Origin of the sequence: Geobacillus sp. CX412 (assembly GCF_027942335.1) — a bacterium.
Classification (GTDB): Bacteria; Bacillota; Bacilli; order Bacillales; family Anoxybacillaceae; genus Parageobacillus_B; species Parageobacillus_B toebii.
In genome coordinates this window covers 521,322-544,388 of sequence record NZ_CP103461.1, presented here as the reverse complement: position 1 = coordinate 544,388, position 23,067 = coordinate 521,322, and the positions used below count along the sequence as shown (strand labels likewise).

At 42.8% G+C, this 23,067-nt stretch carries 17 protein-coding genes, 16 tRNA genes, 1 rRNA gene and 3 pseudogenes; 2 read left to right on the top strand and 35 right to left on the bottom strand.

Annotation, left to right across the window (positions count from 1 at the left end):
* Nucleotides 1-13: 13 nt before the first annotated feature.
* The 5 genes and pseudogenes from NXM86_RS02825 to glgB all read right to left on the bottom strand — a co-directional run bounded on the left by NXM86_RS02825 (nt 14) and on the right by glgB (nt 7,923).
* Nucleotides 14-2,415 (bottom strand): annotated as a pseudogene (locus NXM86_RS02825) (glycogen/starch/alpha-glucan phosphorylase).
* A complete protein-coding gene (gene glgA, locus NXM86_RS02820; RefSeq protein WP_089098041.1) occupies nt 2,402-3,856 on the bottom strand; it encodes a glycogen synthase GlgA in 1,455 nt (484 codons plus the stop codon). Before glgA ends, NXM86_RS02825 begins: the two are co-directional and overlap by 14 nt.
* A pseudogene (gene glgD / locus NXM86_RS02815) lies at nt 3,853-4,883 on the bottom strand (glucose-1-phosphate adenylyltransferase subunit GlgD). The gene glgA and the pseudogene glgD overlap by 4 nt, the downstream one beginning before the upstream one ends.
* Before the next feature lie 6 nt (nt 4,884-4,889).
* Nucleotides 4,890-6,041 carry a glucose-1-phosphate adenylyltransferase gene (locus tag NXM86_RS02810; RefSeq protein WP_089098043.1) on the bottom strand — a complete coding sequence of 384 codons (1,152 nt, stop codon included), beginning with the start codon at nt 6,039-6,041 and terminating at the stop codon, nt 4,890-4,892.
* A complete protein-coding gene (gene glgB, locus NXM86_RS02805) occupies nt 5,992-7,923 on the bottom strand; it encodes a 1,4-alpha-glucan branching enzyme (RefSeq protein WP_498958594.1) in 1,932 nt (643 codons plus the stop codon). The genes NXM86_RS02810 and glgB overlap by 50 nt, the downstream gene beginning before the upstream one ends.
* Nucleotides 7,924-8,122: 199 nt before the next feature.
* On the opposite strand from glgB, the gene NXM86_RS02800 reads away from it, so the two are divergent.
* Entirely contained in the window at nt 8,123-9,076 is a 954-nt protein-coding gene (locus NXM86_RS02800; RefSeq protein WP_062677567.1) for a cation diffusion facilitator family transporter, read from the top strand.
* A gap of 118 nt (nt 9,077-9,194) precedes the next feature.
* Here the strand turns inward: NXM86_RS02800 and NXM86_RS02795 are convergent, their stop codons facing one another.
* The 10 genes and pseudogenes from NXM86_RS02795 to NXM86_RS02750 all read right to left on the bottom strand — a co-directional run.
* Entirely contained in the window at nt 9,195-9,680 is a 486-nt protein-coding gene (locus NXM86_RS02795) for a processed acidic surface protein (protein WP_171698907.1), read from the bottom strand.
* Between the two features lie 153 nt (nt 9,681-9,833).
* A complete protein-coding gene (locus NXM86_RS02790) occupies nt 9,834-9,998 on the bottom strand; it encodes a hypothetical protein (RefSeq protein ID WP_328267482.1) in 165 nt (54 codons plus the stop codon).
* Between the two features lie 103 nt (nt 9,999-10,101).
* Nucleotides 10,102-10,512: a DUF3021 domain-containing protein gene (locus tag NXM86_RS02785; protein ID WP_015864898.1), complete on the bottom strand. Its 411-nt coding sequence runs from the start codon at nt 10,510-10,512 to the stop codon at nt 10,102-10,104.
* Complete coding sequence (locus NXM86_RS02780; RefSeq protein WP_047818056.1) at nt 10,509-10,967, bottom strand: LytTR family DNA-binding domain-containing protein; 459 nt, start codon at nt 10,965-10,967, stop codon at nt 10,509-10,511. Before NXM86_RS02780 ends, NXM86_RS02785 begins: the two co-directional genes overlap by 4 nt.
* Nucleotides 10,968-11,465: 498 nt before the next feature.
* Nucleotides 11,466-12,314, bottom strand: a complete 849-nt coding sequence (locus NXM86_RS02775; protein ID WP_498958592.1) for a sugar phosphate isomerase/epimerase family protein — start codon at nt 12,312-12,314, stop codon at nt 11,466-11,468.
* Between the two features lie 33 nt (nt 12,315-12,347).
* Nucleotides 12,348-12,992, bottom strand: coding sequence for an SDR family oxidoreductase (locus tag NXM86_RS02770; protein ID WP_205424481.1), 645 nt, complete (start codon nt 12,990-12,992; stop codon nt 12,348-12,350).
* Nucleotides 12,993-13,054: 62 nt separating this feature from the next.
* The gene (locus NXM86_RS02765; protein WP_020961348.1) at nt 13,055-13,999 is read right to left on the bottom strand and encodes an LLM class oxidoreductase; all 945 of its coding nucleotides are present in this window, start codon (nt 13,997-13,999) and stop codon (nt 13,055-13,057) included.
* A 224-nt stretch (nt 14,000-14,223) separates the two neighbouring features.
* Nucleotides 14,224-15,336 (bottom strand): tRNA 2-thiouridine(34) synthase MnmA, encoded by a 1,113-nt coding sequence (gene mnmA / locus NXM86_RS02760; protein ID WP_089098047.1) that lies wholly within the window; start codon nt 15,334-15,336, stop codon nt 14,224-14,226.
* Between the two features lie 115 nt (nt 15,337-15,451).
* Nucleotides 15,452-15,862: an RrF2 family transcriptional regulator gene (locus NXM86_RS02755; RefSeq protein WP_015374305.1), complete on the bottom strand. Its 411-nt coding sequence runs from the start codon at nt 15,860-15,862 to the stop codon at nt 15,452-15,454.
* A 393-nt stretch (nt 15,863-16,255) separates the two neighbouring features.
* Nucleotides 16,256-16,378: pseudogene (locus NXM86_RS02750) on the bottom strand (IS256 family transposase); the annotation flags it as partial.
* 200 nt (nt 16,379-16,578) lie between these two features.
* On the opposite strand from NXM86_RS02750, the gene NXM86_RS02745 reads away from it, so the two are divergent.
* A complete protein-coding gene (locus NXM86_RS02745; protein WP_255265204.1) occupies nt 16,579-16,701 on the top strand; it encodes a hypothetical protein in 123 nt (40 codons plus the stop codon).
* 59 nt (nt 16,702-16,760) lie between these two features.
* Here the strand turns inward: NXM86_RS02745 and NXM86_RS02740 are convergent, their stop codons facing one another.
* From NXM86_RS02740 to NXM86_RS02645, 20 genes are all read right to left on the bottom strand, one after another.
* The gene (locus NXM86_RS02740) at nt 16,761-17,138 is read right to left on the bottom strand and encodes a tyrosine-type recombinase/integrase (protein WP_073967997.1); all 378 of its coding nucleotides are present in this window, start codon (nt 17,136-17,138) and stop codon (nt 16,761-16,763) included.
* Entirely contained in the window at nt 17,132-17,554 is a 423-nt protein-coding gene (locus tag NXM86_RS02735) for a site-specific integrase (protein ID WP_498958591.1), read from the bottom strand. The genes NXM86_RS02740 and NXM86_RS02735 overlap by 7 nt, the downstream gene beginning before the upstream one ends.
* Before the next feature lie 133 nt (nt 17,555-17,687).
* Nucleotides 17,688-17,770, bottom strand: a tRNA-Leu gene (locus NXM86_RS02730).
* Nucleotides 17,771-17,826: 56 nt separating this feature from the next.
* Nucleotides 17,827-17,912 (bottom strand) — tRNA-Leu (locus tag NXM86_RS02725).
* Nucleotides 17,913-17,923: 11 nt separating this feature from the next.
* Nucleotides 17,924-17,997 (bottom strand) — tRNA-Cys (locus NXM86_RS02720).
* A gap of 7 nt (nt 17,998-18,004) precedes the next feature.
* Nucleotides 18,005-18,076, bottom strand: a tRNA-Gly gene (locus NXM86_RS02715).
* 10 nt (nt 18,077-18,086) lie between these two features.
* A tRNA-Gln gene (locus NXM86_RS02710) sits at nt 18,087-18,161 on the bottom strand.
* Between the two features lie 16 nt (nt 18,162-18,177).
* A tRNA-His gene (locus tag NXM86_RS02705) sits at nt 18,178-18,250 on the bottom strand.
* Nucleotides 18,251-18,267: 17 nt separating this feature from the next.
* Nucleotides 18,268-18,341: transfer RNA gene (locus NXM86_RS02700), tRNA-Trp, on the bottom strand.
* Nucleotides 18,342-18,350: 9 nt separating this feature from the next.
* Nucleotides 18,351-18,432: transfer RNA gene (locus NXM86_RS02695), tRNA-Tyr, on the bottom strand.
* Between the two features lie 7 nt (nt 18,433-18,439).
* Nucleotides 18,440-18,515 (bottom strand) — tRNA-Thr (locus NXM86_RS02690).
* A gap of 178 nt (nt 18,516-18,693) precedes the next feature.
* Nucleotides 18,694-18,769: transfer RNA gene (locus tag NXM86_RS02685), tRNA-Phe, on the bottom strand.
* Between the two features lie 155 nt (nt 18,770-18,924).
* Nucleotides 18,925-19,000, bottom strand: a tRNA-Asp gene (locus NXM86_RS02680).
* Between the two features lie 5 nt (nt 19,001-19,005).
* A tRNA-Met gene (locus NXM86_RS02675) sits at nt 19,006-19,082 on the bottom strand.
* A gap of 7 nt (nt 19,083-19,089) precedes the next feature.
* Nucleotides 19,090-19,165, bottom strand: a tRNA-Val gene (locus NXM86_RS02670).
* 12 nt (nt 19,166-19,177) lie between these two features.
* A tRNA-Glu gene (locus NXM86_RS02665) sits at nt 19,178-19,249 on the bottom strand.
* 16 nt (nt 19,250-19,265) lie between these two features.
* Nucleotides 19,266-19,356, bottom strand: a tRNA-Ser gene (locus NXM86_RS02660).
* A 4-nt stretch (nt 19,357-19,360) separates the two neighbouring features.
* A tRNA-Asn gene (locus NXM86_RS02655) sits at nt 19,361-19,435 on the bottom strand.
* Nucleotides 19,436-19,536: 101 nt separating this feature from the next.
* Entirely contained in the window at nt 19,537-19,683 is a 147-nt protein-coding gene (locus NXM86_RS02650; protein WP_169712580.1) for a hypothetical protein, read from the bottom strand.
* Nucleotides 19,684-19,744: 61 nt separating this feature from the next.
* Nucleotides 19,745-22,678, bottom strand: a 23S ribosomal RNA gene (locus NXM86_RS02645).
* Nucleotides 22,679-23,067: the final 389 nt, after the last annotated feature.

Here is a 23,067-nt window from a genome sequence, read left to right as displayed (position 1 = left end):
AACCTCTCTTTTTTTATTTATTCAACGGATGAATATTCCATATTTCATTTGCATACTCCTGAACCGTCCGGTCACTGGAAAAACAACCAGAATGAGCAATGTTAATCGCGCTCATTTTCAGCCATCGTTCACGCTGCCTATACGCCTCTTCTACTTTTTCTTGTGTTTCCACATATGATGCAAAATCACGCAGCACAAAATATTCATCGTTTTGTGTTAAAAGCGAATCATAAATCGGCTCAAAATGGTCATGGACATCTGGAAAAAATCCGTTGACTAACTGATCGACGACCTGCTTAATCCGTTTATCGTGATGATAATATTCGTGCGCGCGGTATCCGCCATTTTGATAGTAGTTTAACACTTCTTCCGCAGTAAGCCCAAAGATGAATATATTTTCTTCCCCGACCGCCTCCAATATTTCAATATTCGCTCCATCTAGCGTTCCAAGCGTAATCGCTCCATTCATCATAAATTTCATATTGCCGGTTCCAGATGCTTCTTTACTTGCCGTTGAAATTTGCTCGCTTACATCCGCCGCTGGAAAAATTTCTTCCGCTAGTGAAACGCGATAGTTTTCTAAAAAATCACTTTTAATTGTTCGTTTGTCTTTTTATCATTGTTCACTTTTTCAGCGACAGAATGAATGAGCTTAATAATCCGTTTTGCATAATAGTATCCAGGGGAAGCTTTGGCGCCAAAAATAAATGTGCGCGGATAAATCGAAAAGCTCGAATCTTCTTTCAGGCGGTTATACAGATACATAATGTGGAGAACATTTAACAATTGCCGCTTATAAGCATGGAGCCGTTTTACTTGTACATCAAAAATCGATGATTCATTCACGACGATCCCCGTCTTTTCATAAATGCGCTTCGCTAATTTCGCTTTGCGCTGTTGCTTGACGTTTGCGAGTTCCTGCAGAAACGACGAATCAAAAGCATATGGCTTTAAATGAATTAACGCTTGCGGTTCTTTTATCCAACTGGTGCCGATCGCCTTTGTAATTAACGAAGAAAGCTCTGGATTCGCCTTTAACAGCCAACGCCGGTGCGTCACTCCATTCGTCTTGTTATTAAATTTTTGCGGCTGGAACTCGTAAAACCGCTTCATTTCCCGCTTCTTTAAAATTTCCGAATGCAATTTTGCCACTCCGTTCACACTATGGCTGCCAACAATCGCTAAATGCGCCATTTTCACAAGACCGTGCGCGATAATCGCCATCTCTTCAATTCGCTTCCAATCGCCGGGATAATGATTCCAAAGTTCGCGGCAAAATCGCTCATTAATCTCCTCCACAATCATGTAAATGCGCGGCAGCAGCGGCTGGAAAATATGAATTGGCCATTTCTCCAACGCCTCTGATAATGTCGTATGGTTCGTATAAGAAATCGTATTTGTCGTAATATGCCAGGCATCTTCCCAGCTCATTCCCTCTTCATCTAGTAAAATCCTCATCAGTTCCGGAATCGCCAAAACCGGATGAGTATCATTCACATGAATCGCCACATACTTATGCAGCTCGTACAAGTGCCCATGCTGGCGGCGATGAGCGCGAACAATGCTGCCAACGCTTGCAGCAACAAGAAAATATTGTTGTTTTAATCGCAAAATTTTCCCTTCGTCATGGGTATCATCAGGATATAAAAACTCCGAAATCGCCTCTGTTTCCCGTTTGTATTGCATCACGCTTTTATGAGGCGGAAAGGTTTTTGCTGGTTCTGCGCTCCAAAGCCGCAGCGTATTCACTGTTTTCGTATCATAACCGATGACTGGCATATCATATGGAACCGCCATTACTTTCTCACTGTCAATATGGCGGAATGTCAGACGGCCGTTTTGGTTGGATATTTCTACTTTTCCCCAAAAATTCACTTCAACCGCTAATTCCTCTTTTCTAATTTCCCATACATTTCCGTGGCGCAGCCATTGTTCTGGCAGCTCCACCTGATATCCATCAACAATTTTTTGGTCAAAAAGCCCATGTTTATAGCGAATTCCACAACCGTGACCAGGCAAATCAAGAGAAGCAAGCGAATCTAAAAAACAAGCAGCAAGGCGGCCAAGACCGCCATTGCCTAGCCCCGCATCCGCCTCGACTTCTTCCATGTCATCCAAGCGAATTCCTAAATCGTTCAGCCCTTCTTCCACAACATTGCGAATGCCAAGGTTAAGCAAATTGCTGCCAAGGAGACGTCCTAACAAAAATTCAATCGACAAATAATATACTTGCTTCTGCTTTCGCGCACGATTTCGCTCATTCGTCTGAATCCAGTTTTGGCTAATATATTCACGAACCATGTTTCCTAATGTATTATATTGATCACGCAGCGTTGATTCTTCAAACCGTTTGCCGCACAGCATCTCAAGCCGTTTTAAAAACGTTTTTTTAAATTCTTCTTTATTCGAGAACATGATGTTCACTCCCGGCCATTAAATCTGCATATACTTGGTTATACTTAAACGCTGATTGCCCCCAGCTATAATCACGGCTCATTGCTTCTTTCATTAGCTTTTCCCATATTTGTTTTTCCTTATAAAACATAAGCGCGCGGCGAATGGTATATAACATATCGTGAGCATTGAAGTTCGTAAAACTAAACCCGTTTCCTTCTCCCGTAAACTCATTATACGATTGTACCGTATCGTTTAATCCTCCCGTTTCCCGCACAATCGGAATCGTTCCGTATCGAAGAGCAATCATTTGGCTGAGACCGCACGGTTCAAATTTAGATGGCATTAAAAATAGATCAGCTCCCGCGTAAATTTTATGTGCTAACTCTTCGTTAAAGCCGATACACACTTTTGCTTTATCTGGATACGTTACCGCCATATCATAGAAAAATTGCTCAAACTTTTTGTCACCCGTCCCTAGCAAAATGAATTGAACATCTTCGGCAATAATTTCATGGAAAACGCACTTGACTAAATCCATCCCTTTTTGCTCTGTCAAACGGGTTACCATCGCAATGACCGGGACGTCTTCCCTTATCGATAAACCAAAATATTGTTGAAGCGCGCGTTTATTTATTTGTTTTCTGGCAATAGTCTGTATATCGTATGGCACCGCAATAAATGGGTCCTTTTTCGGATTATACATTTCATCGTCGATACCGTTTAAAATTCCGATTAAATCACGCTGGCGCGCCCGTAATAGACCATCGAGCCGCTCTCCGTAATATTCCGTCTGAATTTCTTCTTTGTATGTCGGACTGACCGTTGTAATAATATCGGCAGAAACAAGCGCTCCCTTCATAAAGCTCACATTCCCATAAAACTCTAAATACTCAATCGTAAAATAACGGTCACTTAAATTCAATAAATCTCCTAAAATTTCGCGTGGAAAAATTCCTTGAAACTGTAAATTATGAATCGTAAACACGGTGCGGATTCGTTCATAAAATGAATTTTTTCGATATTCTTCGCGCAATAAAAATGGAATCATACCGGTATGCCAATCGTGGCAATGAATAATATCTGGACGAAACGGAATCGCAGGAAGCGCGTCTAAAACAGCGCGGCAAAAATACGAAAACCGTTCTCCATCATCATAATGTCCGTATAACTGATGGCGTTTAAAGTAGTATTCATTGTCCACAAAATAATAAATAACTCCTTCGTACTCCATCATTTCAATTCCGCAATATTGCCGTCTCCATCCAACTCTTACCACAAGCTCGGCAATTTTTTTCATTTCTTTTTTATAGTTTTCCGGGATTGTTTCATATTTTGGCATGATTACCCGAACGTCTGTCCCTAATTTTCGCAATTGTTTCGGCAACGCTCCGGCAACGTCCGCTAATCCTCCCGACTTAACAAACGGTACGCATTCCGACACGACAAATAATACATTCACGAGCTGATCAACTCTCCTTGTACTGTTCCTTTACGAATCACAAATGGAACCCGTTCCGTTCCACGTAAAGAAACGTTATTTTCTACTTTCGCATCTTTGTCAACAATGACACAATCTAGTTCACAATGTTCGCCAATTTGGCTTTTTTGCATAATAATGCTATTTTTTATGACCGTTCCTTTTCCAATTTTCACGGAACGAAAAATGATGCTGTTTTCCACATGGCCTTCGATAATGCAGCCATTGGCAATCATCGAATTTTTCACGACTGCTTTTTCTGTATATTTCGTTGGCGGTTCATCTTTCACTTTCGTATAAATCGGACGTGACTGGATAAACAACTGCTGCCAAACATCTCTATTTAGCAACTCCATACTATGCCGAAAATAATTTTCAATCGAATCAATAACAGCTGCGTATCCGTCATGTTCATAGTCACAAATTTTTAAGGAATGGCGATGGTCGCGAACAACATCTACAATACTGTAATAGCCGGTATTCCGGTGATTAGTGATTAAATCGAGCAACAATGATGTTTCTAACACAAACATTTCAAGCGAACGCCCTTGATAACGAACTTCGGTAATATCACATTCGTTTGCAATATGACGCTCTAACACCGCTTCATAATCGATATTGCAAATCGTATAACTATTGCAAATAACGGCATATTTTTGTCTGCTGCGCAAAAAATAGTCAATATGTTGTTCAAAATGGGCGAATGCTCCAACATGATGCATTGAAATCGATAAATCCGAAGATGGGAAGAAAAACAATCCGTCCCGTTTTCGGTTTAAATCCCAATTTTTACCTGATCCTAATGATCCATTAATGAGCGGTATTGATATTTTGGAAAAATCGCCACACTCTCAATTCCCGAATGAACCATACTCGACAATACAAAATCGATTAATCGATATCTCCCCGCAAACGGCACAGCTGCAACAGAGCGGTGCAATGTTAACGGTTGAAGCGGCTCGATATACGTTGTTGCGTCAATAACTCCCAGCATCCATTTATTATTCACTGTTGCTCATCCTTTCCGAATATCTTCCATTTTCCGTTCTGTTAACCATTCCTTTGTAACAAGAAGAATATCATCGGAGCAAATAACTGAATGTGGCGGAATTTCTACGTCCGGCGGCACGATCGCTCTTTCGATATATACCCCCTCGCCAATCACCGCATCCGGCATAATGACGCAATCTTTCACGATTGCTCCTTTCCCGACATGAACCCCTTGAAATAATACGGAATGCTCGACATTCCCTTCCACCATGCATCCCTCGTTCACAAGCGAATTAATGATGACGGCCTCATCGGAAATGTATTGTGGCGGCTGATTCGGATTGACAGAATAAATCCGCCATGAATGGTCAAATAAATTTAATTCATTTTCTTCGTCCAATAAATCCATATTGGCCTCCCATAAACTTTGTACCGTTCCAACATCTTTCCAATAGCCTTTAAATGGATAGGCAACAAGCCGCTTCTTCTCCCGAAGCAATAACGGAATCACATCTTTTCCAAAGTCGTGGCTGGAATGTGGATTTTCGTTGTCTATTTGCAAATATTCTTTTAAAAGCGGCCAGTTAAACATATAAATGCCCATCGAAGCAAGGTTGTTTTTCGGATTCGCCGGTTTTTCTTCAAATTCAATAATTTCCATTTGTTCATTGGTATTCATAATGCCGAACCGGCTTGCCTCTGCCCAAGGCACTTCAATAACAGAAATGGTTACATCCGCTTGTTTCGCAATATGATAATCCAACATTTTTCGATAATCCATTTTATAAATATGGTCGCCCGATAACACTAGAACGTAATCCGGATCATATTGTTCAATGTAATTGATATTTTGATAAACGGCGTTTGCCGTTCCTTCGTACCATTTCACACCAGACGACACCGAATATGGAGGGAGAACAGTGACACCGCCATTTTTCCTGTCTAAATCCCAAGCGCTGCCAATACCGATATAAGAGTGTAATAAAAGCGGCTGATATTGCGTTAATACGCCGACCGCATCGATGCCGGAATTTGTGCAGTTGCTCAATGTAAAATCAATAATTCGATATTTTCCGCCAAATGGAACCGCTGGCTTTGCAATGTTTTCCGTCAATGAGCATAGACGGCTACCTTGCCCTCCTGCCAATAACATGGCGATGCACTTTTTCTTTACCATTAATGTTTCTCTCCCCTCGTTTTTTTACTGGTCTTAAAATAGAAATGCCAAACGGCGGAATCGTCATCCGAATGTGATACGGTTTTCCATGAAACGGCTCTTTGACCGCTGCAATCGGCTTCGCATTGATATTCCCCCATCCCCCGAACTCGACTGCATCGCTATTGATTATTTCTCGATATGCAGCAAACAGCGGCACGCCAACTTTATAATCGTGGTACACTTTATTGGTGAAGTTGCAAACAATAACAAGTAAATCGTTCTCTTTTTTTCCCCTGCGAACAAATGAGAAAATGCATTGTTCAGCATTATGAACATCAATCCACTCAAACCCATCTGGAGAATGATCTAGCTCATAAAGAGGTTTATGGCGCTTATAACATTTCAATAATTGTTTCACATAAATATTCATATTCCGATGCAGATCAAAATTAAAAAGCACCCAATCAAGCTGCTCTAAATCTTTCCATTCATCAAATTGAGCAAATTCACCGCCCATAAACAATAACTTCTTACCGGGATGTGTCAACAAATATCCATACAGCAACCTTAATTGTGCAAACTTTTCCTCATATGTCCCCGGCATTTTATTTAATAATGATTTCTTTCCATGCACGACTTCGTCATGGGAAAAAGGTAAAATGAAATTTTCTGAATACGCGTACAAAAGGGAAAAGGTTACTTTATTGTGCACGTATTTTCGCTGTTCAGGCGGCGTTTCCATATAAGTTAAAATATCGTTCATCCATCCCATGTTCCATTTATAGTTAAATCCCAACCCTCCGTCGTACGTTGGGGCAGTGACGCGCGGCCAGTCTGTCGAATCTTCGGCAATCATTAAAATGCTTGGGTCATACGCAAATACGGTTTCATTTAATTTTTGCAGAAACTGCACAGCATACGGATTCTTATGCAGTACATCACTATTTGGCCAATATAGCATATTTGCTACTGCGTCCACTCGAAATCCATCCACATGGAAATATTCCATCCAAAATAACGCATTGGAAATTAAAAAACTGCGAACTTCCGGCCTGCCAAGATCAAAATTCGCCGTTCCCCACACGTAATTTTCTCGGTCTTGCATGTTGGCATATTCATAGGTAGGAGCGCCGTCAAACATATATAGCCCATGGGCATCTTTGCAAAAATGGCCAGGGACCCAATCGATAATCACACCGATTCCCGCTTGGTGGCAGCGGTCAATAAAATGCATCAAATCATGCGGTGTCCCGTAACGGCTTGTTGCTGAATAATAACCTGTTCCTTGGTATCCCCAAGAGCGGTCGAGCGGATGCTCGACAAGCGGAAGCAATTCAATATGAGTAAAGCCATGTTCAAGAACATAAGGGATTAGCTCATCCGCCATCTCTTGATATGTATAAAAACTGCCATCCTCCTTCTTTTTCCATGAACCAAAGTGGAGCTCATAAATAAATAAAGGCTGATCATAAATTCGTTTTTGCCGCTTCTTTCGTCGCCATGCTTGGTCATTCCATTGATATCCTTTTATGTTGTAGACAATGGAGGCAGTATGGGGGCGCAATTCGGAGTAAAACGCATATGGATCCGATTTGAGCAGGACATTCCCATCGCTAGTTTTAATCTCATATTTATATAAATGCCCTTCTAAGTTTTCGGGAATAAAAATCATCCATACGCCTTGATCATTTGCTTTCATCAGGTTAAAATTAGTTCCGTTCCATTCATTAAAACTGCCGACTAACCGCACTTCCCGCGCATGCGGAGCCCACACACAAAATCGAGTTCCAACCATGCCGTTTTTCTTTATCACATGTGCACCAAACAATTCATAACTTTTATATAAGCTGCCTTCATGAAATAAATAAATTTCTAAATCAGTGGGACTGACGGAGATCAATCTGCATCGCGTCCTTTCCTAAATTTTCTTGCTGTTGATACTTATATTCCACAACGGTGTATAAATTCCTTGAGAAAAAATTTTCTATTTTTTGATATTTTCCAACAAAACGAGCCGAAAATTTTTTTTTTTGCACAATTTTAGATGATTATATTATAATATATATAAACTAATAATTATTATAAAGTAGAGGTGTGCCATGTCACCAATCCAATACGATTATCACCATCTTCCTCATGTAAAAACGCAAAATCAATCCAAAAAAACGCTTTGGATCACTCTTGGTTTAACATTGTTTTTTACGATTGTGGAAATTATTGGAGGACTATTATCTAATTCCTTGGCTTTGCTTTCCGACTCTGCCCATATGGCATCTGACGTATTGGCGCTTGGGCTTAGCATGATCGCTCTTTACCTTGCCACGCGTCCGCCAAATCATCGATTTACGTTCGGCTATTTGCGATTTGAAATTATTACGTCCTTTTTAAACGGTCTTACGTTGGCTATTATTTCCATTTGGATTTTTTGGGAAGGGATTAAACGATTCATTTCTCCCGAACCAATCGATTTTCGCTTAATGCTGACTATTTCCTCGATTGGTTTCATTGTGAATCTCATATTGACCATTGTCCTTAGCCGAAGTACAAAAGAAGAGGAAAACTTAAATATTAAAAGCGCCTTATGGCATTTTATCGGAGATCTTCTTAGCTCCATCGGTGTCATTATTTCAGCAATACTCATTTATTTTACTGGTTTTTATTTTTTCGACCCGCTTATCAGCATTATTATTGCTGCCATCATCTTCACAGGCGGGGCAAAAATTATTCGCGAATCGTATCTCATTTTAATGGAAGCGGTGCCTGATCAGTTTCATCTCGACCAGATTAGAGAGGACATCCGCCAAGTCGAAGGAGTCGAAGATGTACACGACATGCACTTATGGGCCGTTTCCACCGACCACTATTCATTAACCGCACACGTATTTATCAGCGAGCATATCCAGCCGTTTTGTGTCATCTTGGCCATTAACGAGATGCTAAACAAAAAATACGGAATCAAACATACGACCATCCAGGTTGAGCATGCGATGATTCACGATCACGGCAGCTATGGAAAAGAATTTTTGCTTCAGAAAACGAAAACAAAAATGTAAGTCAAATAAACCTTCGAGGCAAATGATACCAACTAAAAAACCCCACAGAAACTCTGTGGGGTTTTTGCATGTAAAAGGATTTTTGACTCACATTTGATAGAGATAAAGGGATAAGACATCAATTCCTTGCCTCCACTAAGTTAGCGACAAGGATATACCGCTTCGGTGCTGCGCCGATGTAGTTGAATGGATAGCACGTAGATACGGTTAATGTGGCTTTTGGTTTTGGCACAATCACGGTTCTGTCATCGGCGTCTACAATTCGCACTTTACGGACTTTGTAGGTAAACTCTCCAGCGACCGTTTTATCGATAAGAAGTTGTTTTAATTCCTCTTTCGTTAAGCCATAATCTTCAAGCAATTGTTGTAAATTTTCTTCTGTCAATACATCGCCAAGCTCGCTGCGAAGCTCATCGACATCTTGAAAATCTTCTAATGTGTAGCCATCGTAGTCTAAATATTCTTTCAGCTCTTCCTGGGTCATACCGATCTCGTTTAGATAGCTTTGGAGTTCAGGATCATTGGATTCAATCGCAAAAGCAGAAGCAGGCAATGTTGCGATGGCAAGGGATGCCGCAACAGCAAAAGGAATCAATTTTTTCATAAAATAACCCCCATAGTAAAATAATATAAATATACGAGTTTAGTATAAATGAAAGCAAAATGATTTAATATTGTAAAATATATAACATTAATGTAATAAATTTCATAATGAACAAAAAAAGAAAAGCCTAGGCAATTAGCTTAGGCTTGCTCGTCAATAGTCGTCCTCTTCTAAATATTTACGTTTTGCTTTTATTATCAAATGCTCTTTGGAATAATACAGGTCGTACATCTTATCAAACAATTTCCAACGTTCTTCATTGCTCATTTTTTGGATCGCTTCCAAAATTTCATCTGCAGTCATTTGCTTGTTTGCCATTGTTCATTTCAACTCCTCTCCTATTTCTAATGTTTTTTTATCCGCATCAGCAAACAAAGGACCAAACTGTGAAAATCCGATCCTGACTGAAGGGGATATTTATTTATATTTTCTCTAAATCTTCATTCATTTGATTTGCTAAGTTTTTGAAATATAAATAGTAGCAACCCCATATAACTAAATAGACTACAATAAATATAGCTGCTGAAATAAGGATGTTTTTCAAATCAAACGGGATCCACCCAATTCCCAAGGACAGGATAAAATATAAAACAATTACTGTAACAAAGTGCAATGCCGTTTGTTGCGACAGACGGAGCGATTCTAATTCAAAATAAAGCGAAGATACGGCAAAAAACCATCCACAAAATATGCTCCCAAATGAGTTTTTTATAAATTCTTCACCATTAATGACAGGGAAATGACCGAAATAGATGATAGAGCTAGTTACCACTACTGCGATAAAGGAACCGATCAATATCCCGATGATGCTTCTGTATAAGAATTTTTTCATTCTTTTTTCCCCCTATTCATTTTTAATGCTTTTTTGATGGCATGAACATAACGTCGAGAAACGTACTCTTTCACTCCTGATTTAAAATAAACGCATAGAGTGCCATTGAACGATGCTTCAAACCGGCTCAACTCATAGAGATTTACAATGACCGACTTAGAAATGCGAACAAACTTGTTAGAGGGAAGCAATTTTTCGAGCTCATACAGCTTTTCCTTCAATTTAAATGTTCCCTCGGCTGTCACCGCCTCGATGCTATCCCCATGAGCACGAAAAAAATGGATCTCATTTGGCTTTAATATATAATGCATATCACCATTTTTTCCGACAATAAATTCCGTCTCCATCCCTTTTAAAAAATCAAGAATTTCTTTAATCGTGTCATCTACTTCCTTACAGTGAATGGTCACGATTGTCTCAGCGTAATCGCTGTCAATATCCAAAGACACTTTCATTCTGCCCGCCTCCTTTACATTCATCTTTTTTATTAAATTGTATTCGTTATGCTAGCTGTTGTCTTCATGATAAAGGTAAAAGGTTGTTTTTCCATCCCATCCGGCAAAAATCGTCCTTTCAAATGCATACGATACATGAAGCTCTCCCACCTCGGACGCTATACCGAAACTTCGATGAAACTGGACGATCCGGCCCAAAAAGACCACCTAGCACGGCGATTGTTTTTTTCCTTTATTTACGACATAGTGAAAGATCTCTACTCTGAAATCGTATTCGGCAAATAAAAAAACAAGGAATTCCACATAAGTGGAATCCCTTGTCTCTATCCAACTATAACGAAAAACGAATATAAACAAAATACGGCAAGAGTCCGGTGGAATGCCGAACTCTTGCCGCATAAGGTTCACTCTTTTATACGTATCTATTTGACAGGTATTATTATTTAGCCAACCTGTATCCTTTAAACGAATCAATCAAAGGAGCGGATGAAGGAATGATTATGGAGTTAATCTTAAATCCGCCCAATGTGGGTGTGCCTCAAGTCTACGCTCCATATCGCGGAACGCTTTGAGTGAACGGCTTAGCTTGCTGTAAGCGTCGCCTCCTTCACCCCAACCTTGGTAGCCAATCATCCCATTATAGCCCATCTTTTTAAGCTGTCCAAGCAACGCAAAATTATCTAACTCCCCGACATCCAAAGGCTCGATTGTCGCCACTCCCCCAAAACCGTGAGGATCTCGGCGGCTGCCAGAAATGTTTACTTGTTTTAAGTAAGGGGATACCGCTCTAAGCGTACCTAATAGGTTTGTTCCATCGACTGCGTACCAATGGTAGCCGCAAAATACAATGCCGAGATTAGGATGATTGAGACGCTTGCAAAGTCTTACTGCATCTTCATGGCGTTCAACCCAGAATGATAAGTGTGTGTAAAGTAAGATATTAATGTTTCTTCGTTCCGCAATCTTCAGTGCTTTTTCCAGCCACTTCACAGCGATGTCGTCCCCTTTAGGGTCTGAAGGGCGTATATGATGTCCGACAGATTGAATCGCCAGCTCGACCGTGGAGCATCCTTCCATGATCTCCAGCATTTTTAAAATACCCGTATTTCTTGGATGGTCCTCACCTAATGAAAGGTCTAACACAACGTACACGCCAGCGACATCCAGTCCATATTTCTCCTCAACGTTTTTCAGCTTCTCTACATCTCTCCACCGTTCTCCGTGCCAGACGGATAAATGGGTCGCATCATACCCGATCTCTTTTAGCATTTCACACCGAGCTTCAAAGCTATAAATGCCCATGGAGTTATAAAAAGCAAAATCCATTGCATAAAATTTGTAAGCCATGTTTCTAAATTCTCCCTTCGGATGAATGCTTCATTACAGTGATTTCAATGCTTCCGCAATCTCTGTATCCCCCGACATTAAATCGAATGCTTTTTTATACGTATTTGGTTCATCAAGAGATTGAACGATTGTTCTTGCTACATCTTCACGTGGAATGCTCCCGACATTTAAGTTTTCTGCTACAGTAACCAACCCTGTGCCTTTTTCATTAAGAAGATATCCAGGACGAATAATCGTATAATTTAAACCACTATTCATTAACATACGGTCAGCATAATGTTTAGCGACATAATAAGGTTTGAGGTTTTCTGGCCAGTTCTCACGGTTGTGGGCCTGGAATGAGCTCACCATGACAAATCGTTTAATTCCGACTTTTTCTGCAGCTTCCATCGCTTTTACGGCACCGTCTAAATCGACAAGCAATGTCTTATCCGCTCCTGTGTGTCCACCTGAACCGGCGGAGAATACGATCGCGTCACAGCCTTTGGCTGCTTCGGCAATTTCATCGACAGTACCTTCAAGATCAGCGAGCACCGCTTCAATTCCTTTTTTCTGAAAAGCCTCCAATTGCTCTTGTTTTCGAACCATTGCACGAACGGTGTGCCGCTCATGCGCATGAAGCATGCTCACCACTTGTTGGCCTACTTTTCCGTTGGCACCAATGACCAAAACTTTCATACGCATCCTCCCTTTCTTATATTTACGTCTTTAAAGGTTATCAACCAAATGGATTGTCCTCATCATGATAAAGCCGGAAAGTGTGGAAGCACAAATTCACCTAATTCTTCGATCACTTCTTCTACTGGGCGTTGGCCATATTTTAAGTTGATGATGACATGGTTCACACCTGCATCTCGTAAAGCTTCAAGAAATTCGATAAGGAAAACGCGGCCTGTACGGAATCCAAGATGAATCGGTATTGGTACATGATATGGGTCTTCCGCCAAATCAACATAAAGCGATTGGGTAAATGGCTTAAATTCCTCTGTTAACGAACGCCAATTCTCGATTAATGCTCTTTGAAATTTGAGTGCACGTGGATAGTAAATCCAGCCATCACTATGTTCAGCAATCCATTCAGGAGACTGTCCACTGTGACCTGTCACCATTACTGGTATGTCTGACAATTTCGGTTTTGGCAAAAGATCTCCATTTGTCATATGCACTCGTAAAGAGTCAATGACAGGAAAATGCTCTTTCCATGCTTTTTTCATGACACCAATTGCTTCTCGGAATAATTCGCTCCGATCTTCTGGATTCACAGAAAAAGCTGGAAACTCGATTGGACGGTCACCTGTTGCGACACCGAGAATAAGTCTTTCACCAGATAATCTGTCTACAGAAGCCGCCGCTTTTGCGACATGAAGAGGATGGCGCAATGTTAAAATAATACTTCCCGTTCCCAAGGCAATCTTTTCTGTGTTGGCAGCAACATACCCTAAATACGTAAACGGGTCATATATTTGCCCGACATCCCCGAAATTAGGATCGCGCAACGGTACATCTCTCACAAATAATGAAGCGAAATTGAGTTCTTCTGCTCGTTTGGCTAACTTCATTTGCTTTTCTATATTCATCTCAGGGACATCGCCCATATACGATTCAATCGGAAAGAACAATCCTAAAGTTAGTTTGTTTTCTTGATACATGCGTGAATACCCTTTGTGATTTTTAAATTTTTCCATTTCACATCTACCTTCCAATTATTTTTTAATTTCGTTGTATCTAGAAAAACGTTCCATCAAAACATAAAATATCTTAAAGATGATTCAGTATGATGTTTTGTAGTTACTCTTTGTATGATAGCCGATAAAATTCCCCGAGATTTATTCCTTATCACAGCACTTATTATTCCTGACAAGATAGCGTGCATACAGGGTGTCATTCTATAGTCAAATAGTGTATTGTTTTAAGATGCCGCAGTGGCAGTTGAAGCATCCATTTTTATCACTTCGTCAATAATCGCACTGCCAAGACAAACATCATTGTCATAAAATACCGCTACTTGTCCTGGAGTAACGGCTTTAACTGGTTTTTCGAATTCCACAAAAGCCGTTCCATTCGGACGAATATGAACGGTTACTTTCTGATCTTCTTGACGGTATCTGAATTTAGCTGTACATGCAAATGTACGTGGACGAACATCCCCGTTAATAAAGCTAATGTTCGATGCAATAAGACCGGTAGAAAACAGAGCAGGATGATTTTTACCTTGAGCGACGAGTAAAACGTTGTTTTCTAAATCTTTATCGACGACATACCAAGGTTCCCCTGTTCCTTTTCCACCGATTCCAAGTCCTTTTCGTTGGCCAATCGTATAGTACATCAACCCATCATGAGTACCTAGCACTTCTCCATCTAGAGAACGAATTTCTCCGGGCTGTGCCGGTAAATAATTCTTTAAAAAGCTTTTGAAATTTCTTTCTCCAATAAAACAGATTCCTGTACTATCTTTTTTATTGGCGTTAACAAGGTTCAATTCTTGAGCGATTTTTCGTACTTCATCTTTCGTTAATTCTCCAATAGGAAACAGGACTTTTGACAAATGCTCTGCTGTTAATTGGCTAAGAAAATACGTTTGATCTTTATTGGGATCTTTTCCACGCAATAAGGCGATTTGGCCATTTTCTCTGCTGATTCTTGCGTAATGGCCTGTCGCGATATAATCAGCATCTAGTGAAAGAGCGTAGTCAACAAACGCTTTAAACTTAATTTCTGTATTGCATAAAACATCTGGATTTGGTGTTCGCCCCCGTTTCAACTCATCTATAAAGTACGTAAACACACGATCCCAATATTCTTTTTCGAAGTTCACACTATAATAAGGAATCCCGAGTTGATTGGCAACTCTCTTAACATCTTCGTAATCTTCCGTTGCTGTACATACACCATCGTCATTGGTGTCATCCCAATTTTTCATAAATACACCGATTACGTCATACCCCTCTTGTTTTAAAAGGTAGGCTGCCACAGAGGAATCAACCCCACCCGACATTCCAACGACAACCCGTTTTTTCTTCAACCTTATTCACCTTCTTAAACTGAAATATTTTTTGTTACAGTTATGTTTAAAAAAAATTGATGGAGCATAACTAACATAAAAACATTAGTCGTACTTTTGTTTCAGGCATGAAAACCTAACTACTATTGATTTCATCAATGATATCTTTGATCGTTACACCTTTTAAATAATTTAAAAAGTGTTCTTCCGCATTGTGAAAAACGCGAATGAGTATATTTGATAGGTTTCTGCCTATTGGACAATTCTCATTGGAATCAGGGCATTTCGGTACAAGCGTTTCCTCACTAGTGATTTTAAATATTTTGTCTAACGTAATATGTTCCGGTGAATCGTTTAAAGAGAATCCGCCTTTTGCCCCTTCTTTAGAAGTAATAATATTTTCTTTCCTTAATATGCTCAAAATTTTCCTTAATCTTGCTGGGTGGACAGAAACACTTTGGGCAATGTCTTCACTGGTCACTCGTTGGCTTTGCTTTTGGGCCAGGTAAGCGACGCAGTGAACGGCAATCGAAAAATCGCTATTCATAATGAACCTTCCTCCTAACTGTAATAATAATGATTACAGTTGATATTGTCAATTGCAAATAATTTCTAAAGTCCTTCAGTTTCGAGTGTTGGTAAATCATTATATATATCTTCAATTTTCATCTTCACACTTCCCCCAAGAGCTTTTTACTTGTAATATTCTGTCTCTTTGTACAATTCCCCTTCTTCAACTAAACTGTCCCATTAGCCCATCGCTTCGCGGCACCACAGATTAAAGAAGAATTTCCGTTCTCCCATGGGAGATAGCATATATTTATTGCACCAATTTTGATACTTAATCGTAAATATGAAGATAGGGGCTATAATTCTTGTGTCCTTATTCTTTTTTACAGAGTTAACAACTCGAAATATATTTTAAATTTATTACATCGTGTTCTATTTCGAGGAAATTCTTGATTTCTTCCCGCATGATCAGTTCTAATTTTTCCTTTACAAACTGACGAATGACACTTTCCAGTTGATTTGCCCAGTCGACATTCGGTATACTTTTAGATATAGGTAGGGTTCTCCTTTCTCTGGAATGTGTTGTGGTCCAAATCAGAGAATACCCTACCTTTTTTCTTTTGTTCTAGCAAAATGCTTTACACAAACTTTTATACATCATCGATTTATCAGAAAAATTAACGATTAATTAAATTCAATATGTTATAATCTTTATGTATTGTAAATTAAATCAAGAAATGGGGGGAATAGAAAATGGGAATTGGTGATTTCTTTTTTCAGGCTTCTTCAGTTCTTATTATTTTTGTTTCTGTCGCTTTAGTTTTTCTAGTATTTAGATTTTTATTTAGAAAATCAAAAAAAGAGGAAAATTATTAAATGTATTTACATTAGATAGACATCATTCTTCTAAAAAGTAGCAAAATTTTAATAAAAATTCAGATAAATATTGTTATAAAAGTAATAAATGACGTACCAAAACTGAAACTGATGTCAGTTTGTACGTCATTTTTATAGCTGGATTTACCTAAATATGGTTCACTATCGTAGTGACAATACAACAGTGTATCTTGAATAGGAACAAAACGTTCGAAGCGACCTTTTGTATTTCGAATGCGGATGACTTTTTGCTCCCAAATAATATCCGTTGTTTTTATACTTACTAATTCATTTACTCGAACCCCTGTTTCCAACAGCAACATCATAATCGTATAATCCCTTAAACCTACAAACGTGCGAAGGTCGCATGCTTTAAATAACGCCTTTATCTGCTGGTTATCAAATGTTTCTACAATCCTTTTTCTATCCCTCAGCAATTGATGTCTTTCATCGGATTGCTTTTTATGAGATTTCGTCCTTCCAAAAAGTTAAAAAACGCCCTTAAAGCCCTCAAACGGGAATTGATACTGACTGTCTTAAGACCTTTTTCTTTCATGTACATAATGACATTTCGCTTAATGGTTTCTCCTGTCCATTCGTTTACACGTAATTCGATTTCTTGCTCTTTCAGCAGTTTTATAAACGCATTTAACTCACTGCGGTAATAAATCGTATGTTCCCGCAAATTTCTTAGTTCGCAATCCTCAATAAATATCTCTAACAATTCCTCAAATGTGTATTCAATTTCTGTGTTGTCGTCAGATATTAGCAACAACTCCTCACGACTCAACTCTCCTCTTCTTCCTCTCCTGCTCTTTCTCTGCAATTTTCTCTCATTTTCTATTCTTTTCACTTTCCATTTCACCTCACCGAACACGATTAGTCGCACACGATTTTTCTTACTCGAATCGTATTCGGTAAAAATAAAGAAAGGGTTCCCACATTCGTGAGAACCCTTGATCCTAAAGCCTTCTCCCTATTTTCGATGCCGATGGTGGGAGTCGAACCCACACGGGCAAAGCCCACACGATTTTGAGTCGTGCGCGTCTGCCAATTCCGCCACATCGGCGTAAAGACGTATATAATTTTACATTACAAATAATATAAAGTCAACTGTTTATTTCATGCCGAGGGCCGGACTCGAACCGGCACGGTAGTTACCTACCCCAGGATTTTAAGTCCTGTGCGTCTGCCAATTCCGCCACCCCGGCTCTGCCATATATGGAGGCGGCACCCGGATTCGAACCGGGGATAAAGGTTTTGCAGACCTCTGCCTTACCACTTGGCTATGCCGCCGCAGGGAAGCGGAAGACGGGACTCGAACCCGCGACCCCCACCTTGGCAAGGTGGTGTTCTACCACTGAACTACTTCCGCATCGTGATCATGGCTGGGGTAGCTGGATTCGAACCAACGCATCACGGAGTCAAAGTCCGTTGCCTTACCGCTTGGCTATACCCCAAAAAAATAGAAGGAAGGGCGACTAGTGGGAATCGAACCCACGCATGCCAGAGCCACAATCTGGTGCGTTAACCACTTCGCCATAGTCGCCATACATATTTATTTTATGGCAGGGGCAGTAGGAATCGAACCCACACCGGAGGTTTTGGAGACCTCTGTTCTACCATTAAACTATGCCCCTAGTATAAAATGGAGGGGGACGGATTCGAACCGCCGAACCCAAAGGGAGCGGATTTACAGTCCGCCGCGTTTGGCCACTTCGCTACCCCTCCGTAACCATGGTGCCGACTGCAGGACTTGAACCCGCAACCTACTGATTACGATTCAGTTGCTCTACCAATTGAGCTAAGTCGGCATAAGAAACATTGATATACCCTTAGTTTTTTGTGTCCCTTCCTCTGCTAGCTTATTCAATGATGTTAGATGCGTCGGGACAACTCGGAGCAAATTCATAGAAGCTTAAGCTCGTCTCTACCAGTTGAGCTAAGTCGGCACATCAGCCAGAAAAACTTCAAACTTATTTAAAGAGTAAATGGTGGCTCGGGACGGAATCGAACCGCCGACACAAGGATTTTCAGTCCTTTGCTCTACCGACTGAGCTACCGAGCCATTTTATTATCTTAATTTAAATTCTGTGTTGTCGTGTCCCTTCCTCTTCTAGCTCATTCAGCGATGTTAGATGCGTCGGGACAACTCGCAGCATATTCATGGAAGTATCGCTCGTCGCTACCGAGCCATTTTTTTAATTAGCATTAATTCCATTGTGGCGGTCCCGACGGGACTCGAACCCGCGATCTCCTGCGTGACAGGCAGGCATGTTAACCACTACACTACGGGACCAATATTGGTTGCGGGGGCAGGATTTGAACCTGCGACCTTCGGGTTATGAGCCCGACGAGCTACCGGACTGCTCCACCCCGCGACGATGATGGTGGAGGATGACGGGATCGAACCGCCGACCCCTTGCTTGTAAGGCAAGTGCTCTCCCAGCTGAGCTAATCCTCCACAAAAAGAAAGTGACCCGTACGGGATTCGAACCCGTGTTACCGCCGTGAAAGGGCGGTGTCTTAACCACTTGACCAACGGGCCATAGTAACAAAATTAGTGGCGGAGAGCAAGGGATTCGAACCCTTGAGGCGCTATTCGCGCCTACACGATTTCCAATCGTGCTCCTTCGACCACTCGGACAGCTCTCCAAGATGGCTCCGCAGGCAGGATTCGAACCTGCGACCAATCGGTTAACAGCCGATTGCTCTACCACTGAGCTACTGCGGAATAATATGAAGGAGTTATATAATAAATTGTTATAAACTTTTTCATTGATTGGACAAATATTATTATAATGACCAATATTACCATGTCAAGAGTTTTTTTATTTATTTCATTCCCTCAAAACTAGACAACCGTCTGTTTGGAAGAAGCCGTTTTGCATAGGCGGCTAAACAGTCGCCTCCGCTTTTCGCTTTGTCCAGCTCCGGCTCGCAGCGCCTTCCGGAAAATAACCTTCCTCCGTCGACATGCAAGCATGTCTCGTCGGAAGAACATTTTCCTTTTGGCGCTAAGCGCTCGCCTCCGCTTTTCCGCTTGGTTAAGTCCTCGATCGATTAGTATCCGTCAGCTCCACGTGTCGCCACGCTTCCACCTCGGACCTATCGACCTCGTCATCTTCGAGGGATCTTACTCGCTTGACGCGATGGGAAATCTCATCTTGAGGGGGGCTTCACGCTTAGATGCTTTCAGCGCTTATCCCTTCCGCACATAGCTACCCAGCGGTGCCCCTGGCGGGACAACTGGTACACCAGCGGTGCGTCCATCCCGGTCCTCTCGTACTAAGGACAGCTCCTCTCAAATTTCCTGCGCCCGCGACGGATAGGGACCGAACTGTCTCACGACGTTCTGAACCCAGCTCGCGTACCGCTTTAATGGGCGAACAGCCCAACCCTTGGGACCGACTACAGCCCCAGGATGCGATGAGCCGACATCGAGGTGCCAAACCTCCCGTCGATGTGGACTCTTGGGGGAGATCAGCCTGTTATCCCCGGGGTAGCTTTTATCCGTTGAGCGATGGCCCTTCCATACGGAACCACCGGATCACTAAGCCCGACTTTCGTCCCTGCTCGACCTGTCCGTCTCGCAGTCAAGCTCCCTTGTGCCTTTGCACTCTACGAATGATTTCCAACCATTCTGAGGGAACCTTTGGGCGCCTCCGTTACCTTTTGGGAGGCGACCGCCCCAGTCAAACTGCCCACCTGACACTGTCTCCCACCCCGATAAGGGGTGCGGGTTAGAATTTCAATACCGCCAGGGTGGTATCCCACCGGCGCCTCCACCGAAGCTGGCGCTCCGGCTTCTCAGGCTCCCACCTATCCTGTACAAGCGATACCAAAATTCCATATCAGGCTGCAGTAAAGCTCCACGGGGTCTTTCCGTCCTGTCGCGGGTAACCTGCATCTTCACAGGTAGTATGATTTCACCGGGTCTCTCGTTGAGACAGTGCCCAAGTCGTTACACCTTTCGTGCGGGTCGGAACTTACCCGACAAGGAATTTCGCTACCTTAGGACCGTTATAGTTACGGCCGCCGTTTACTGGGGCTTCGGTTCGCACCTTCAGCCTTGCGGCTTAAGCGCTCCCCTTAACCTTCCAGCACCGGGCAGGTGTCAGCCCCTATACTTCGCCTTTCGGCTTCGCAGAGACCTGTGTTTTTGGTAAACAGTCGCTTGGGCCTTTTCACTGCGGCTCTCTCGGGCTCATCACCCAAGAGAGCACCCCTTCTCCCGAAGTTACGGGGTCATTTTGCCGAGTTCCTTAACGAGAGTTCTCCCGCGCACCTTAGGATTCTCTCCTCGCCTACCTGTGTCGGTTTGCGGTACGGGCACCTCTCACCTCGCTAGAGGCTTTTCTTGGCAGTGTAGGATCGGGGACTTCGGGACCGATGGTCCCTTCGCCATCACGGCTCAGCCTTTGCGCCAGACGGATTTGCCTATCTGGCAGCCTAACCGCTTGGACAGGCTATTCCAGCAGCCTGCTCGCCCTACCTTCCTGCGTCCCCCCATTGCTCAAACGGTGAGGAGGTGGTACAGGAATCTCAACCTGTTGCCCATCACCTACGCCTTTCGGCCTCGGCTTAGGTCCCGACTAACCCTGAGCGGACGAACCTTCCTCAGGAAACCTTAGGCTTTCGGTGCAGAGGATTCTCACCTCTGTTTTCGCTACTCACACCGGCATTCTCACTTCTAAGCGCTCCACGAGTCCTTCCGGTCCCGCTTCGGCGCGCTTAGAACGCTCCCCTACCGATGACCAACGGTCATCCCACAGCTTCGGTGGCACGTTTAGCCCCGGTACATTTTCGGCGCAGAGTCACTCGACCAGTGAGCTATTACGCACTCTTTAAATGATGGCTGCTTCTAAGCCAACATCCTGGTTGTCTGGGCAACTCCACATCCTTTTCCACTTAACGTGCACTTTGGGACCTTAGCTGGTGGTCTGGGCTGTTTCCCTCTCGACCACGGATCTTATCACTCGTAGTCTGACTCCCAAGGATAAGTCGTTGGCATTCGGAGTTTGACTGAGTTCGGTAACCCGATGAGGGCCCCTAGCTCAATCAGTGCTCTACCTCCAAGACTCTTCCCTTGAGGCTAGCCCTAAAGCTATTTCGGGGAGAACCAGCTATCTCCAGGTTCGATTGGCATTTCACCCCTACCCACACCTCATCCCCGCACTTTTCAACGTACGTGGGTTCGGGCCTCCAGTAGGTGTTACCCTACCTTCACCCTGGACATGGGTAGATCACCTGGTTTCGGGTCTACGACGACGTACTTAACGCCCTATTCAGACTCGCTTTCGCTGCGGCTCCGTCTCTTCGACTTAACCTCGCACGTCATCGTAACTCGCCGGTTCATTCTACAAAAGGCACGCCATCACCCATAAACGGGCTCTGACTACTTGTAGGCACACGGTTTCAGGTTCTCTTTCACTCCCCTTCCGGGGTGCTTTTCACCTTTCCCTCACGGTACTGGTTCACTATCGGTCACTAGGGAGTATTTAGCCTTGGGAGATGGTCCTCCCTGCTTCCGACGGGATTCCCCGTGTCCCGCCGTACTCAGGATCCACTCGGGAGGGAACGAAGTTTCGACTACAGGGCTGTCACCTTCTCTGGCGGGCCTTTCCAGACCGCTTCGTCTACCCCGTTCCTTTGTAACTCCCATGTGAGTGGTCCTACAACCCCAAGAGGCAAGCCTCTTGGTTTGGGCTGTTCCCGTTTCGCTCGCCGCTACTCAGGGAATCGCGGTTGCTTTCTTCTCCTCCGGGTACTTAGATGTTTCAGTTCCCCGGGTGTGCCCTCCATACCCTATGGATTCAGGTATGGATACTGCCCCATTACGGGCAGTGGGTTTCCCCATTCGGACATCTCCGGATCAACGCTTGCTTACAGCTCCCCGAAGCGTTTCGGCGTTTGCCCCGTCCTTCATCGGCTCCTAGTGCCAAGGCATCCACCGTGCGCCCTTTCTAACTTAACCATGCGAAAACAGCTTCATGCTTGCCGCCTTCGCTTCTCGGCTTCTTCCACTGTCTAGCTTCGACGCCTAGCTCTCTTGTGCCAAATAACCTTCCCCCTCGAAGTACAAGCACTTCTGTGGGTGAAGAACATTTGGCTTCGAGAGCTAATCGCGGCGCCTCCGCTTTTCTTCTCGGTTATCTAGTTTTCAAGGAACGAAGCTACTACTTTGAGTTCGCTTCTCTGCAGCTTTGTGCCGAGGAACCTAACTCCCTCGAACCTGCTTGTAGACGCAGGCACAAGACTGCTTCTGACACAAAGCCTCTGTTTTGAAAGAACATTAAACATGCTCCCTCAAAACTGAACAAGGCTACTACCTTGAATCAACTTCTCTGCTGCCTTGCGTCGAGG